The organism is Saccharomonospora sp. NB11, from assembly GCF_015910535.1.
Taxonomy (GTDB): Bacteria; Actinomycetota; Actinomycetes; order Mycobacteriales; family Pseudonocardiaceae; genus Saccharomonospora.
The window spans coordinates 208287-223797 of record NZ_JACBJG010000002.1 but is presented as its reverse complement, the minus strand read 5'-3'; the positions used below and the strand labels follow the sequence as shown (position 1 = coordinate 223797).

General features: G+C 69.3%; 11 protein-coding genes. 9 read left to right on the top strand and 2 right to left on the bottom strand.

Annotated features, from left to right (window positions below; all coding sequences use genetic code 11):
- Positions 1–2: 2 nt before the first annotated feature.
- On the top strand, positions 3–860 hold the full coding sequence (locus JAV51_RS03320) for an MEDS domain-containing protein (protein ID WP_197319115.1): 858 nt from the start codon (positions 3–5) through the stop codon (positions 858–860).
- 10 nt (positions 861–870) lie between these two features.
- On the opposite strand, the gene JAV51_RS03315 is transcribed toward JAV51_RS03320, so the two are convergent.
- Complete coding sequence (locus tag JAV51_RS03315) at positions 871–1326, bottom strand: VOC family protein (RefSeq protein WP_197319114.1); 456 nt, start codon at positions 1324–1326, stop codon at positions 871–873.
- Between the two features lie 149 nt (positions 1327–1475).
- Between JAV51_RS03315 and JAV51_RS03310 the strand changes: the two genes are divergently transcribed.
- Positions 1476–2573 (top strand): class I SAM-dependent methyltransferase, encoded by a 1098-nt coding sequence (locus tag JAV51_RS03310; protein ID WP_197319113.1) that lies wholly within the window; start codon positions 1476–1478, stop codon positions 2571–2573.
- Positions 2574–2605: 32 nt separating this feature from the next.
- Here the strand turns inward: JAV51_RS03310 and JAV51_RS03305 are convergent, their stop codons facing one another.
- Positions 2606–3181, bottom strand: coding sequence for a helix-turn-helix transcriptional regulator (locus tag JAV51_RS03305; protein WP_197319112.1), 576 nt, complete (start codon positions 3179–3181; stop codon positions 2606–2608).
- A 96-nt stretch (positions 3182–3277) separates the two neighbouring features.
- Between JAV51_RS03305 and JAV51_RS03300 the strand changes: the two genes are divergently transcribed.
- The 7 genes from JAV51_RS03300 (at position 3278) to JAV51_RS03270 (ending at position 15313) form a co-directional block, all read left to right on the top strand.
- A complete protein-coding gene (locus JAV51_RS03300; RefSeq protein ID WP_197319111.1) occupies positions 3278–3778 on the top strand; it encodes a DUF1059 domain-containing protein in 501 nt (166 codons plus the stop codon).
- Between the two features lie 714 nt (positions 3779–4492).
- Positions 4493–5467, top strand: a complete 975-nt coding sequence (locus JAV51_RS03295; protein ID WP_231641179.1) for a multicopper oxidase domain-containing protein — start codon at positions 4493–4495, stop codon at positions 5465–5467.
- 43 nt (positions 5468–5510) lie between these two features.
- Positions 5511–9512: a ThuA domain-containing protein gene (locus JAV51_RS03290; RefSeq protein ID WP_197319109.1), complete on the top strand. Its 4002-nt coding sequence runs from the start codon at positions 5511–5513 to the stop codon at positions 9510–9512.
- Between the two features lie 29 nt (positions 9513–9541).
- Positions 9542–11128 (top strand): OmpL47-type beta-barrel domain-containing protein, encoded by a 1587-nt coding sequence (locus JAV51_RS03285; RefSeq protein ID WP_197319108.1) that lies wholly within the window; start codon positions 9542–9544, stop codon positions 11126–11128.
- 142 nt (positions 11129–11270) lie between these two features.
- On the top strand, positions 11271–12461 hold the full coding sequence (locus JAV51_RS03280; RefSeq protein ID WP_197319107.1) for an RtcB family protein: 1191 nt from the start codon (positions 11271–11273) through the stop codon (positions 12459–12461).
- A gap of 164 nt (positions 12462–12625) precedes the next feature.
- Complete coding sequence (locus JAV51_RS03275; RefSeq protein ID WP_197319106.1) at positions 12626–13621, top strand: DUF2382 domain-containing protein; 996 nt, start codon at positions 12626–12628, stop codon at positions 13619–13621.
- Between the two features lie 393 nt (positions 13622–14014).
- On the top strand, positions 14015–15313 hold the full coding sequence (locus JAV51_RS03270) for an MFS transporter (RefSeq protein ID WP_231641255.1): 1299 nt from the start codon (positions 14015–14017) through the stop codon (positions 15311–15313).
- Positions 15314–15511: the final 198 nt, after the last annotated feature.

Genomic DNA, 15511 nt, shown 5'->3' with positions numbered 1-15511 from the left:
CTATGCGGAGAACAAGCACGCTCACCGTCCCGGTGGGACGGGGCTGGCACGATCATGCCTGCTGGTTCCATGCTGGCCGCGACGAGTGGTGCCAGGTGCTGGTGCCCTTCGTCGGGGAAGGACTGGCACGCAACGAGAAGATCCTCTACCTCGCCGACCGGGACGAGGACGACCTGATCGACGACCTGAAGGCGCTGCCCGAACGCGACGAGCTGCTGCGCACGGGGCAGGTGGCCGTGGTGAGCATGGAGTCGCCCCGAGGCGGCACGGGCGGTCCCTCGCTGGCCGATCAGCTCGCCCTCATCGAGCACGCCGTCGACGAGGCCAAGGCGGCCGGCTACAGCGGGCTCCGGATCGCCGCCGAGAGTGCGCCGCCGATCCAGAGCCGCGCCGATGCCGAACGCTTCGTCAACGCCGAACTGGCCGCCGACAAGATGATCGCCCGGTTGCCGCTGTCGGTGTTGTGCGGTTACGACGGCCGGTTCGTCGACCACCGCGCCGCCGCGGCACTCGCCTTCGTGCACCCGGTGCGTCAGCACGACACCTTCGGCGTGGGGACGGGCCTCTACGCCGATCCCGACGAGACGGACACGTGGCGGGTCCACGGCGAACTCGACCTCGCCTCCCGCGACGTCTTCGAGATCGCCCTCGCCGCCGCCCCCGTGCACGGGGACCTCCACCTGCGACTCGACGAGCTCGGCTTCATCGACGTCGGCGGCGTGCACGCGCTTGCCGAACTCGCCGATCGGATCTCCCCGCGGCGACTCGTCCTCCACGACGCGCCGCTGACGCTGCGACGCATCCTCGAACTGTCGCGCGACGACTTTCCCTCGATGCGCCAGGTCGACGCGGGCGTCTGACCGCTCGACGTCACGCGCCGGAGACCGCGGCCCGAATGGTCGCGATGTCGATCTTGCGCATGGGCAACATCGCCTCTCGCGCCCGTTCCGCCTTCACCGGGTCCGGGTCGGTGAGCAGCCGCGGCAGCTCGGCGGGCACGATCTGCCACGTCAGGCCGTAGGCGTCGGTCAACCATCCGCACTGCAGCTCGGTGCCGTCGACCGTCAGCGCCGACCACAGCCGATCGACCTCCGCCTGGTCCTCGCACGGTACGTAGATCGACGCGGCCGGTGTGAGGCTGTACGCCGGACCTCCGTTCAACGCCAGGTAGCGCTGACCGCGCAGCTCGAACACCACCACGAGGACGGTGCCGTCGGGCTGACGCGTGATCTCCTGCACCTCCAGCTCCGGGAAGACCGTCGCGTAGAAGTTCACGGCGTCCTCCGCGCCCGAGGTGTACCACAGGCAGGTGGCGATGCGATTCATCTCGCGTGCCCTTCGTCCGGGTGCCTGCTCATGTCGTCCACCGGCGTACCCGGGGCATCGCGCGTCAACCCCGGTGAGGTGCGTGCAGTGCGTATGGACGTCTCCGTGCCGTCGAGCGTGTGCTGGACGTAGCACGGAAGGAGACGCTCATGACCACGACCGACCGGTCCGCCGTCGTCGACCCCGAACGGCTGGAGGAACTCGTCCACCAAGTGGTCACCGACGCGGGCGCGGCGATGACCGTGCCGCTGGCCCTGATCGGTGACCGGCTGGGACTGTTCACCGAGCTCGCCGAGGGCGGACCCATGACCGCCCGCCGGCTTGCCGAGCGCACCGGGCTCGTCGAGCGTTACGTGCGGGAGTGGCTGCTGGCGATGGCCACCACCGGCTATGTGACCTACGACGGCTCCGACGGTGACCCCGACCCCGCGCACGCCCGGTACCGGATGTCGCCGGAACAGACCGAGGCGTTCACCAACCCGGACAGCCCGGCGTACGTCGCCGGAGCCTTTCAGAACCTGACCGCCGCCACCCGCATCCTCGACCGGCTCACCGAGGCGTTCCGCACCGGTGAGGGCGTGGGCTGGCACGAGCACCACGAGGACCTCTTCCTCGGCACCGAGCGGTTCTTCCGGCCCAGCTACCTCGCCAATCTCACGACGACCTGGATCCCCTCGCTGCCGGGGATGGACGAGAAGCTGCGGGCCGGGGCCCGCGTCGCCGACGTCGGGTGTGGGCTCGGCGCGTCGACGATCATCATGGCGGAGGAGTACCCACGCAGCACGTTCGTGGGCATCGACTACCACACACCCTCGATCGTGCTGGCCCAGCACCGGGCCGCCGACGCCGAGGTGGCCGACCGCGTCTCCTTCCGCACCGCGGGAGCGGCGGACCTGACGGGCACGTTCGATCTCGTCGCCTTCTTCGACTGCCTCCACGACATGCCCGACCCGCTCGGGGCGTTGCGGGCCGCGCGGTCGGCACTCGCCGAGGACGGCGCGGTGATGCTGGTGGAGCCGATGAGCTGGGACAGCGTGGAGGAGACGGTGAACCCATTGGGACGCCTGCTGGCAGGTGCGTCGACGTGGATCTGTCTGCCCAGCGGGTTGTCGGCCGAACCCGCCTACGGTCTCGGCAACCAGGCGGGACCGGCCACGACGTGTGCCCTGGGCCGCGAGGCCGGGTTCTCGACCGCGCGGGAGGCCGTGGCCACCGACTTCAACCGGGTGTACGAGTTCCGGCCGTGACGGCCCGAGCCCCGCGCGGCGGGTGGAAGCCCTCAACCGAGGACACGCGCCACTGCCGCCGCGCGACCGTCGACCCGGAGTTTGCGATACACGTGCTCCAGGTGCTTGGCCACCGTGCGGGGGCTCAACGCCAGCTCGTGCGCGATGGCGACGTTCGTCCGGCCGCGCGCCACCAGCCGGAGGATCTGCCGTTCCCGCGCCGTGAGGTCGGTCCCGGTGATCGTGGGGTCGACGACCCGATCGGAGCGGGCACGACACAACACCGAGGCGATCGGTTCGCGCAACAGGGCGCCCACGTCGTGCTCGACGTCGGTGAACGGGCGCGCCCAGCGGACGAAGACCACGGTGACGTCGAGGCCGGGGTAGGGCTGCACCGACACCGTGACGCTCCCACCGGCGTAGCCGTTCTCCGGAGGACGGCGGCGGAACTCGACGTGGCGCACGGCGCCCGTCGGGTGGTGCCGCGCGTGGTAGGTGACGGCGTCCGCGCCGAGCAGGTCGCACATCGCCTCCAACCCGGACTGCGGGAACCGCTCCGGGTCGGTGACCCCGGCGATGGTGTCCACAACGGACACGAGGTGACGCACCGTGGTGAGTGAGAAGTACATGAACCGGTTCGAGGACGGGAGCGTGGCGTGCCTTTCGACCGTGCGCCGTGAGAGGACACAAGTCAAGCGGCGCCGACCCGGGAATGGAGAACGGTGATGACACGGAAATACGTGGACTGCCGAGAGACACCGAGCGTGTCCGGCTGCACGCTGGCCATGAGCGGTGAGGAGGAAGAACTGGTGCGGGCGGCGGTGTACCACGCCGTGGACGTGCACGGGCACACCGACGACGAGGAGCTTCGTGAGGGTGTGCGGCAGGGTCTGGCGGACGCCCCGGTGGCCGACACGACACCCGGCGCCTTCGTCCAGCTCATCGAGTTCCGCACGGACCGCATCGACGAGGTCGAGCGGATGGCGCGCGAGTGGGCCGACGCGATCGGCGCCGACCGCACCGCTCGGTGGGCCGTCGTCGGAGCCGATCGCGACCGGCCGAACACCTACGTGGAGATCGTGGAGTTCCCCGACCGCGCGGCCGCGATGGCCAACTCGGAGCACCCCGCCACCACGGAGTTCGCCGAGAAGATGCGGGCGGTCTGCGCCGACGAACCGACGTTCGTGAATCTCGAAGTGCGCTCGACGACCGACTTCGACGACTGACCAACTCCCTCGGCGTGTCCGCGCCGTGGGGACGCGTGTCCGCGCCGTGCGAACGTGTGTCCGCGCCTCCCGTACGAGTGTTCGCGCCGTACGCACGAGTGTTGCCGTCGTGCGAACGTGTGTCGGCGCCGTACGTACGTGTGTCGTCGTCGCCTGCACGCTTCTTGTGGTCTCGTGCACGCGTGTTGGCGACGCGGGGCGCTGACGCGGGTGCGTAACTCGCTGACGGATGCGCTGCTTACGGACGTAGGTGCGCAAGGTGTTGCTACGCGCGCAAGGCTCGGACACGCGGGCGTTCGGCGCTGACACGCGTGTGCAAAGTGCGGACTCGCGTGCGTAAGCCGCTGACACGCGCATGCGAGCCGCGGACACGGGGGCGCAGCTCGCGGACACGCGCGCGTGGGGTGAGAACACGCGTACGGGGGGTGCGGGCACGCGTACAGGGGGTACAGACACCTGTGCGAGAGGTGCGGACACGCCGGGTGCGAGCCGCAGGCTCGCTCGCCTGCCTGCGGACGGCCGTGCGTGCTGGGCCGTTCGGCGCAGTCACTTCTGCATTTTCTGGTCAAAAGTAGGGCGTTGTCGACCGTAGATATTTACGGCTGCGCCAGAAGTGTTTAACGTCCCGACGGAAACTCATGTCGCTGGAGGCATAGACCCATGACCGGTGAACAGACTCGGCTACCTCGGTCCCCACGGGTGTCCCGTCGTTCGATGCTGGTCGGCGCCGCGGCCGGAATGGTGGCTCCCGTAGCCGTGTCCACCCTCGGCGCGAGAACCGCCACGGCCGCCCCCGCCACGGGGCGGTCGAGTCGTGCGGGAGGCCCGCGTCGCGTCACCGTCTACGCGGAGGAGCTGCCCGGCGGCCTCTACGGCTACGGACTCGAACCGGGCAAGGCCACGGTGCCGGGCCCGGTCTTCGAGATGTGGGAGGGCGAGACCCTCGAGATCGACCTGGTCAACAACACCGACCGGCGACTGTCCATCCACCCCCACGGCGTCAACTACGACACCGCCTCCGACGGCAGCCCGCTCAACGCCTCCTTCAACGAACCCGGCGAGACCCGCACGTACGTGTGGAGCACGAACGCGCCGAAGAAGGGGCCCGGCGGCTTCTGGCTGCCGGGCAGCGCGGGCTACTGGCACTACCACGACCACGCGCTCGGCAGCGATCACGGCACCGAGGGGATCGCCAAGGGCCTCTACGGCGCGCTCGTCGTGCGCCGCGAGGGAGATCTGCTGCCCGACCGCCAGCACACCGTCGTCTTCAACAACATGACGATCAACAACAAGATGGCCCCGGACGTCCCCATCCTGGAGGCCAATCTGGGCGAGCGGGTGGAGTTCATCGCGATCGGGCACGGCGACAACTTCCACACCTTCCACCTCCACGCACACCGCTGGGTCGAGAACCGCACGGGTTACCTCCAGGGACCCGACGACCCGAGCCGGGTGATCGACACCCGGGATCTCAACCCCGGCGACTCGTTCGGCTTCCAGGTGGTCGCGGGCGACGGCGTCGGTCCGGGAGCGTGGATGTTCCACTGCCACGTCCAGAGCCACTCCGAGACGGGCATGTCGGGCATCTTCCTCGTGCGCAATGCCGACGGCAGCATGCCCGACGGGGCTCAGGAGGCGATCGACCGCTACCTCGGACACGACGGGGGGCACCACGTCACCCCGGGCTGAGGTGTCCACAGGGCCTGCAACACCCCTTCAGTGAGGAGTGAAGATGGGTCGAAGGAGATTGTCAGCTCTACCCCGTGCCGGACGTGCGAGACCGACGCCGTGGCGACGGTGCATGGTGGCCGCGACCGGAATGGCGTTGGTGCTCGGGCTCGCGGCGGCACCGCCGTCGATCGCGTCGGAATCCGACGACCGTGAACCCGAGCGGCGGGCCGCCGGGACGGCATCGGTGTTGGTGTTCCACGGAGCCGCCGACGAGCAGGACGACCCGGTCGAGCGGGCGGCGGACGCGATCACCGAACTCGGTGCCACGAGTGGTCTCGACGTCGACGTCACCACCGACCCGGCGGCGTTCACGAGCGAGAACCTCGCCCGGTACCGGGGTGTGGTGTTCCTGTCGGCCCACGGCTCCGAACTGAATTCGTCGCAGGAAGCGGCGTTGCGGCGGTTCCTCGAAGGCGGTGGCGGATTCCTCGGCATCCGCGACGCGGCGAGGGCGCAGGAGCGCTCCGCGTGGTTCTCCGGGCTCGTCGGCGCGCGGCCCGCGGGAGCCCGGCCGACGCCCGTGGAGGTCGCGAACGTCGCCGCGAGCGACGAGAACGCGCCGAACGAGTCGGCGGCCCACGCCGTCGACGGCAAGGACGACACGAAGTGGTTGGCGTTCGACAGCTCGGCCTGGCTGAGCGTCGAACTCGCCGAGCCCACGGCCGTGTCGCACTACGGACTGGTGTCCGCGAACGACTTCCCGGACCGCGACCCGAAGGACTGGACGCTCCAGGGCTCCCACGACGGCCAGAACTGGACCGACCTCGACTCGCGGTCCGGGGAGGACTTCCCCAACCGGTTCCAACTCCAGCAGTACCGGTTCGACAACGACACGAGCTACTCGCACTACCGGCTCAACGTCACGTCCAACGACGGGGCCGACGCCACGCAGCTCGCCGAGTTCGAGCTCTACACCGGTGAGGAGACCGAGCCGGTGGATCCGGACGCGCAGGAGGCGGTGGTCAGCGTCGTCGACCGCCGGCATCCGGCGAACAAGGGCCTTCCCCTGACGTGGACGCGCACCGACAAGTGGTTGAACTGGGATTCGAACCCCATCGGTGACGTCCACACCGTCGCGCAGGTGCAGGAGCACACCTACGACCCGGGGCCCGCGGCGAACGGGCCGTTCCACCCGATCTCGTGGTGCCACGACTACAGCGGGGGCCGGGCGTTCTACACCGCGATGGGCGGCACGATCGACAGCTATGGCGAGAAGAACTTCCGCGGTCACCTCCTGGGGGCGTTGGAGTGGACGACGGGTCTCGTCCGCGGTGACTGTCAGGCCACCATCGCCGCGAACTACGAGGTCGAACGACTGACCGGCGAGAACCTGCCCGGTCGACTCGACCAGATCGGCGAGCCGCACGGGCTCGCCATCGCCGACGACGGCACCGTGTTCTACATCGGCAAGGCGGCGTGTGCGACGGGGCCGATCCCCGACTGGGAGGACGAGAACGTCGGTCTCGGGTGCGGCACCATCCACCAGTGGGACCCAAAGACGGAGCGGGTGACGCTGCTCGCCACGCTCGACGTGTTCGGCAACCGCGGCAGCGGCGACGAACTCGTCAAGGCGGAGGAAGGGCTGCTCGGGCTGGAACTCGATCCCGACTTCGCCACCAACGGCTGGATGTACCTGTACTGGATGCCGCACGAGTCGATCGACACCGACAAACGCATCGGTGAGCGGACGATCTCGCGCTTCACCTACGACCACGAGACGGCGAGCATCGACCTCGACAGCCGGAAGGACCTGCTGGCCTGGGACACGCAGATCCACTCGTGCTGTCATGCTGGTGGGGGAATGGCGTTCGACGACGACGGCAACCTCTACGTCGCCACGGGAGACAGCAACTCGTCGCAGGGCTCGGACGGGTACTCGGGCAACAACTGGACCGAGGACTACAAGGGAGTGTCCTTCCAGGACGCTCGCCGTACGTCCGGCAACACCAACGACCTCAACGGCAAGATCCTGCGCATCCATCCCGAGGACGACGGCACCTACACCATCCCGGAGGGCAACCTCTTCCCCGAGGCCGAGGACCCGGGCGACAAGACGCGGCCCGAGATCTACGTGATGGGGGTGCGCAACCCGGCTCGGATCCAGATCGACGCCAAGTACGGGTGGCTCACCGCGGCGTGGGTGGGGCCCGACGCGATGGAGCCCGACCCGGAGCTGGGGCCCGCGAAGTACGAGCACGCCACGATCATCACGTCGGCGGGCAACCAGGGTTGGCCGTACTGCATGGGCAACAAGCAGCCGTACCGTGATCGGAGCAACGAGGACGCCAGTGTGCTCACCGGGTGGTACGACTGCGACAACCCGAAGAACACCTCGCCGCGCAACACGGGGCTGGAGGATTTGCCCCCGGTGCGCGACAACATGATCTGGTACTCCCCGCAGGGCGGTGGGCCGGTGTTCCCCGAGCGGGAGGACGGCAGCGAAATCCCGACCTACGACCTCGACGACAGCACGTACACGTGGCCGTACCTCAAGGGCGGCAGTCAGGCCGTCATGTCGGGGCCGACCTACTACCGCTCCGAGGTCGACACCGACAGCGGGGTGGCCTGGCCCGCCTACTGGGACGGCAAGTGGTTCATCGGCGACCAGTCGAACGCCAACAACCGCATCGCGGTGACGATCGACCCGGCCACGGTCGAGAACGGCACGCCTCCGCCTTTCGCTGAGGACCTGCGCGCGATCATCCCCGGCGGTGGGGGCTCCGACCAGCTCCAGAGCTGGATGGACGCCGAGTTCGGTCCCGACGGGGCGCTGTACCTGCTGGACTACGCGGGCGGGTTCTTCAGCCTGGACGACAATCAGAAGCTCGTTCGGGTGGCCTACCACGGTGGCCCGGCCACGCCGGCTCCGGCCGCGCGGGCGTACGCGGTGCAGAACAAGCCGTTGACCATCGCTTTCGACGGTTTGCGTTCCGGCGGTGTGTCCCACCGCTGGGACTTCGGCGACGGGGCCACCTCGACCGAGGCGAACCCGACGCACACCTACGAGCGTCCCGGCGACTACACCACGACCCTGACCGTGACGTACGCGGACGGGGAGCAGGTGACGGTGACGAAGGACGTCGCGGTGGAGTGTGCCGTGCCGGACACGGTGCGCACCGTGCACTACCGCGACGATGACACCGGCGTCACCAACCACGAGGTGGCGGGCGGCTGCACGGTCGACGATCTGATCGACGACGAGAGCAGTTGGCCGGACAACGGCGCGTTCGTCAGCCACGTCACCGACGTCACGGCTCGGCTCGTCGAGGACGGCGTGCTCACCGAGGACGAACGCGACGCGTTGGTGACGGCGGCCGAGGAATCCGGCATTGGCGGCCGGGACGACAACGGGTACGAGGCGATCTTCGACGGCACGCCGCAGTCGCTGGCGGGCTGGGAACAGGCGGACGCGGGCCGGTTCGAGCTGCGTCCCGACGGGTCGCTGCGGTCCGACGGTGGGCTCGGCATGCTGTGGTACACGGGCAAGGCCTACGGCGACTTCTCGCTCAAGCTGCAGTTCCGGGACGTCGCACCGGACGAGCATCGGGCCAACAGCGGCGTGCTCGTACGTTTCCCCGACCCCCGGGTGCCACTGGAGGATCGGCCGTCGACGAGCTGTGGCACCAAGGGCTCGGCCAAGGACTCACCGGCATGGGTCGCGATCTACTGTGGACACGAGATCCAGATCTACGACGGTGAGTCGGGAGAGCCGCAGAAGACCGGGTCGGTCTACAACTTCGACAGCGTGTACCACGGTCGTGCCGGGGTGACGCCGAAGGAACAGTGGAACGACTACGAGATCCGGGTCGAGGGTCAGCACTACACGATCGTGCGCAACGGCACGGTGATCAACGAGTTCGACAACGTGCCGGGCAGGCAGTCGTCACGAGAGGGTGACCCGCCGACCGATCTGCGTCAGTTCCTCTCCGGATACATCGGACTGCAAAACCACGGTGGTGACGATGTAATCGAGTTTCGCAACGTCCGGGTCCGGGAACTGTGACCCGACGGTCCGAGGAGTGGGAGTCGACGATGATTCGCCAGTTGCGTGCGAGCCTGCGGGCTCGACGGAAGGAAACGGTGCGTGGCGCGGCGGTCGTGGGCCTCGCCGTGGCCGTGGTCGCTCTGTGGCTGGTCCCGGCGGGCGCGTTGCCGGGAGGAGGGGACGAACCTCGGGCGGCGGCTCAGGAGCAGGTCCTGACCTGGACGGCGAGCAATAGCATGACCGCGTACGCGTCCGCGCCGGAGACGGCGAAGCCGGGCCCGACCACCATCGTCTTCGAGACGAGTGAGGCCACTGGCAACACGACGGGGATGTCGCACACGTTGACGTTCGACACGTCCTCGTCCGAGCACAACTCCGACGTCGCCCTCAACATCGTCGCCAGCCCGTTCGACGCCAACGAGGGGCGGTACGAGGTCGACGTGGTGCTCTCGCCCGGCACCTATCGCTACTACTGCGCGATCCCGGGGCACTCGGCGATGCAGGGTGTGCTCGTGGTGAGCGAGGACGGTGGCGGGGGTGACGACACGACGCCTCCGGAGGTGACGGCGACGGTGTCGGGTGACACCGATGCCGACGGCAGCTACATCGGTGCCGCCACCGTGTCGCTGTCCGCGCAGGACTCCGGGTCTGGTGTGGACAGTGTGGAGTACGACCTGGACGGTGCGGGGTTCACCGGGTACTCGGAGCCGGTGACGGTGGCGGAGCCGGGTGATCACACCGTGCAGTACCGGGCCACCGACGCGGCGGGCAACGTCTCGGAGGTCGGGTCGGTGACCTTCACCGTTGTCGAAGGGGACCCGAACGATTCCGACCCTCCGGAGGTGTCGGCGGCCGTGTCGGGTGACACCGATGCGGACGGCAACTACGTCGGTGCGGCCGTCGTCGAGGTCGACGCGCAGGACTCCGGGTCTGGTGTGGACAGTGTGGAGTACGACCTGGACGGTGCGGGGTTCACCGGGTACTCGGAGCCGGTGACGGTGGCGGAGCCGGGTGATCACACCGTGCAGTACCGGGCCACCGACCGCGCCGGGAACACCTCGGAGGTCGGGTCGGTGACCTTCACCGTCGTCGAGGCCGACGAGGGGGACACCACGCCGCCCGAGGTGACGGCGCAGGTGACCGGTGACCAGGACGCGGACTGGAACTACGTGGACTCGGCCACGGTGTCGTTGTCCGCCGACGACTCCGGCTCCGGTGTCCGCTTCCTGCGGTACTCGCTCGACGGCGGCTCGTACACGCCTTACGGAGAGCCGATCGTGATCAATCGGCCCGGTGAGCACACGGTGCTCTACCACGCCGTCGACCAGGCGGGGAACCGGTCCGAGGACGGAACGCTCACGTTCACCGTCGTGGCTGCCGAGGGGGACGCCTGCCCGGGATCGGACATCCGGCCGACCGTGATGATCGACGGACACGACACCACCGTCGCCAACGTCGACACCGGTGACGGGTGCACGATCAACGACCTGTTCATCTCACACGGCGAGCAGCACCGGTCGGGTGGCGCGGCTGAGCGTGCCGCCGACGTCGCCGCCGAGTTGGCCGCGGCCGACGTGATCTCCGACGCCGAAAAGCGACGCATCGTCCTGGCCGCCGAGCAGGCCCGGAGGTAACGCCGACCGACGACGGGCATCCACCGCGTTCGACGACGACACCGCGTCCTCGGGGGCGCGGTGTCGTCGTGCTCGGGAAATGATGTTGCCGCTCGATCAGGGGATCGGCGAGTCTGGTGGCGACAGGAACGAGGTGGTGAACGTGTACACGACGATCGAGGGTGCCCGGACGGACATTCGTTTGTGGACGGACCCGGAGACGGTGGAGGAAGCCGCCATGCGGCAACTCTGGAACGTCACCACTCTGCCCTGGATCCACGGACTCGCGGTGATGCCCGACGTGCACTACGGCAAGGGTGCGACGGTCGGCAGCGTGATCGCCCTGCGGGACGCGGTGTCTCCGGCTGCGGTGGGGGTGGACATCGGGTGCGGAATGTCGGCGGTGCGCACGTCGCTCACCGCGTCCGACCTGCCCGACGACCTCGGCGCGTTGCGGAGGCGGATCGAGGCGGCCGTCCCCGTGGGCTTCGACCTGCACAAGCGGCCCGTGAACCCGGCGAGGGTCCCCGGGGTCGGCGGATGGGAGCCGTTCTGGTCGGAGTTCTCGGCGTTGCACCCATCGGTGCACTCGCTGCTCGACCGGGCCCGGCGGCAGCTCGGTTCCCTCGGCGGCGGAAACCACTTCATCGAGGTCTGTCTCGAACAGGGTGGTGAGGACGCCGGTCGGGTCTGGTTGATGCTGCACTCCGGCTCGCGGGGCATCGGCAACGAGCTGGCGAAGCGCCACATCGACATCGCGAAGAAGTTGCCGCACAACGCCGACCTGCCCGACCCGGACCTGGCCGTGTTCGTCTCGGGGACCCCGGAGATGGAGGCATACCGGCACGACCTGTACTGGGCGCAGGAGTACGCGGCACGCAACCGCGCGACCATGCTCGCGCTCGTGCAGCGCGCGCTGGCCGAGACGGTGCCGGGCGTGCGGTTCGAGGAGCCGATCTCGTGTCATCACAACTACGTCGCCGAGGAGCGCTATGACGGCGTCGACGTGATGGTGACCCGCAAGGGAGCGATCCGTGCGGGACGGGGCGACCTCGGCATCATCCCCGGGAGCATGGGAACCGGCTCGTACATCGTGCGAGGGCTCGGCAACACGGCGTCGTTCGAGTCGGCCTCGCACGGCGCGGGCCGGAGGATGAGCCGCACCAAGGCGCGCAAGCAGTTCACGGCCGCCGATCTGGCCGAGCAGACCCGCGGGGTCGAGTGCCGCAAGGACGCCGGTGTCGTCGACGAGATCCCGGCGGCCTACAAGGACATCGACTCGGTGATCCAGGCGCAGACCGATCTCGTCGAGGTGGTCGCGCACCTCAAGCAGGTGGTGTGCGTGAAGGGCTGACGTGTTGCGGAGCGCAGTCAATCGCCCACCCACGCGGGCGGTGTGTCACCCGCGTGGGTGACTGCTGCGCGGTCGGGGTTTCGCTGTCGGTGTGAGGTGAACGCCTCTGTGAGGGTTGGGCGGCGTGTTCGACCCGTACACAGCACGGAAGGGAGGCAGCGATCGTGGCCACGACACTGCGTCCGGAGGAACTCGTCGACAACGCGGTGGTCGACGCGGAGGGTCGCAAGATCGGCAAGGTGGGCAACGTCTACCTGTCGGACGAATCGCACCAACCGGAGTGGGTCACCGTACGGTCGGGTCTCTTCGGGCAGAAGGAGAACTTCGTGCCGCTCCAGGGGGCGCGCATGGACTCCGACGGGGTGCACGTCTCGGTGTCGAAGGACCAGGTCTCCGACGCTCCACACGCGGACCCGAACGCCGACCTCTCCGGTGACGAGACGGCGGCGCTGTACCGCCACTACGACCTGCCGATGCCCCGTGGCGCGCGGCCGGAGGAGTCGATGTCCGAGGGCACCACCGGCCGCGAGGCCGGAGGCCGCACCGGGACGACGGAGGGCACCCGTCCCGGCACGACGGGGACCGCGGGGACGACCGGGACGGCCGGAGGCACGGCGACCGGAGCGACCGGCACACCGGGCACGACCGGAACGACAGGGGCGACCGGAGCCGGCACCGCCGGAGGCCGGACGACCGGTGCCACGGGAACGACCGGTGGCACGGGGACGACGGCGGGTCGAGGTCGTGCGGGTGACACCGGCGCGAGGCGTCGCTCCGACGACGACACCATGGTGCGTTCCGAGGAGCGGCTGCGGGCCACCACCGAGAACGTCGAGAGCGGACGGGTGCGGTTGCGCAAGTACGTCGTGACCGAGGAACAGCAGATGACGGTGCCCGTCTCCCACGAGGAGGTCCGCATCGAACGGGAGCCGGTGACCGGCACCGATCGGGAGCGGCCGCACGACATCGGCGAGGAGGAGCAGGAGATCACGCTCCACCGCGAGGAGGCGCACGTCACGAAGGAGAGCGTGCCCGTGGAGAAGATCCGGCTCGGCAAGGAGACGGTCACCGAGGAGGAGACGATCTCCGGGGAGGTGCGCAAGGAGCGGTTCGACATCGCCGAGGACGAGCGCGGTCGGGGAGAAGGCCCGACGCGCTGACTCCGACGGCCGCGGGGGCCGGTCAAGGGCTCCCGCGGCCGTCGTCGGGACGGCAGAGGTCTGGACGAGTTGTCGTCCGGGCACTCGGCGTGCTCGACTCGTACTGTCCGTCATGGACTTGTTCTGCAGGGAAATCGACCACTGGGGAAGGGGTTTCGACCCAAACCCGACTGTTGGCATCGCCACAGCCGAGAAGTGAGGACGTCCCGCCGGGCCGCTGGGTAGCGTGTGGCGCCAGCGGCGGGTGACTCGACGACGACACCGCCCGACCGCGTGCACGTGTTGTCGACGCGGTGAACGCCGTGCCCCCTCGCGCTCCCCGACGCGCGAGCGTGTGGCCGCGCTCACCGTCCCCGGAGGGACTGAAGGATCTTGCGGCGAGAGCTGCCGCCGATGCTGCGCGCGTTCTCGAACCGGAACTACCGGTTGTGGGCGTTGGCCGACCTGGTGTCGGTCACCGGAACGTGGATGCAGGTGCTCGGCCTGAACTGGGTGGTGATGGAGCGCACCGGCTCGGCCACGTCCGTGGGGCTGTCCGTGGCGTTGTCCACCATTCCCGCGATGGTCTGCGGCCCGTGGGCGGGCGCCTTGGCCGACCGGCTCTCCCCTCGCCGCATCATTCTCACCGGGGAGATGCTGCACGTCCTCATCGCCGCGCTGTTGGCGTTCACCGTGTGGGCCGAGCTGCCCCTGCCCGTGTTGTTCGGGTTGACCGCCGCCGCGGGGCTGGTCGGCACGTTCGAGGGTCCCGCGCTCGGACGCTTCGCGAGCCAGGTCGTGCCCCGCCACCATCTCGGCAACGCGCTGGCGTGGAACTCGGTGATGAACTCGATCGGCCGGGTGCTCGGGATGAGTCTCGCCGGGGTGCTGGCCGCCGTCGTGGGCGAGGCCTTGTTGTTCTGCCTCAACGCGGTGAGCTTCCTCGCCGTCATCGGGACGGTGCTCGCGATGCGGACCTCCCAGTTCCACCCGCTGGCCGTGAGCAGGCCGGAGCAGGCCGGGGTGCTCGCCGGGCTGCGGTACCTGCGCACCAGGCACGTGCTGCTCGTGCTGCTCGCGTTGGGTTTCGTGCTGTCCTCGCTCGGCCGCAACTACCAGGTCAGCATGGCCGCCATGGCCGAAGGACCGTTGGACGCGGGCTCGGCGGGTTACGGAACGTTGTCGTCCGTGTTCGCCGTCGGGACGGTCGTCGGCGGACTGCTGGCGGCCCGGATCAAGGACTTCACTCTTCCCGTGCTGCTGGTCGCGGCCGGGGTGACGAGTGTTCTGCAGGCGCTCAGCGGCTACCTCCCGGGGTTCGCCGGATTCGCGCTCGTGCTCCTGCCCATCGCGGCGGGCGCGGTGGTGATCGACACCGTGAAGAGCACGCGTCTGCAGTTGGACGCCGCCGACAGCATGCGGGGCCGTGTGTTGGCGGTGCAGGGGACAGTCGCCGGGGGCGCGGGGGCACTCGGGGCACCCGCCCTCGGCTGGCTGTCCGAACGGTTCGGCCCTCAGGAGGCGCTGCTGGTCTCCGGACTGGTGACGCTTCTGGCGACCGTGGCCGCGGCCGGCGTGCTGCGTGTGCTGGCACGTCGGCCCGCGGGCCCGGACGAACTCGCGACGACGGAGATTGTCGGCGCGGTCGGACCGCGAGTCGCCGAGGACACCGAACCGGGCCCCGAACCACCGCGGTCGTTGACCCCGGCGTGACCGGGTGACCGCGGTGGGTGCCCTGCGAGGCCGCCGTGGAGCGTCTTGCGGCAATACCTGCTCGCGGCTCGCCGAGCAGCGGGTTTGGCAGATCCCTACAAAACCCACTCACACGACGTGGTGAGTCCGATCATTACCGCGACCCGCCCCGAGCCGCGAGAGTGACAGGGGGCCGGTCGTCTCCGCCCGAGACGTCCG

Bases quoted from the DNA above. Each gene is read 5' to 3' on its own strand.
- JAV51_RS03320 (WP_197319115.1), top strand. From the start codon at position 3: ATGCGGAGAACAAGCACGCTCACCGTCCCGGTGGGACGGGGCTGGCAC.
- JAV51_RS03315 (WP_197319114.1), bottom strand. From the start codon at position 1,326: ATGAATCGCATCGCCACCTGCCTGTGGTACACCTCGGGCGCGGAGGAC.
- JAV51_RS03310 (WP_197319113.1), top strand. From the start codon at position 1,476: ATGACCACGACCGACCGGTCCGCCGTCGTCGACCCCGAACGGCTGGAG.
- JAV51_RS03305 (WP_197319112.1), bottom strand. From the start codon at position 3,181: ATGTACTTCTCACTCACCACGGTGCGTCACCTCGTGTCCGTTGTGGAC.
- JAV51_RS03300 (WP_197319111.1), top strand. From the start codon at position 3,278: ATGACACGGAAATACGTGGACTGCCGAGAGACACCGAGCGTGTCCGGC.
- JAV51_RS03295 (WP_231641179.1), top strand. From the start codon at position 4,493: ATGCTGGTCGGCGCCGCGGCCGGAATGGTGGCTCCCGTAGCCGTGTCC.
- JAV51_RS03290 (WP_197319109.1), top strand. From the start codon at position 5,511: ATGGGTCGAAGGAGATTGTCAGCTCTACCCCGTGCCGGACGTGCGAGA.
- JAV51_RS03285 (WP_197319108.1), top strand. From the start codon at position 9,542: ATGATTCGCCAGTTGCGTGCGAGCCTGCGGGCTCGACGGAAGGAAACG.
- JAV51_RS03270 (WP_231641255.1), top strand. From the start codon at position 14,015: ATGCTGCGCGCGTTCTCGAACCGGAACTACCGGTTGTGGGCGTTGGCC.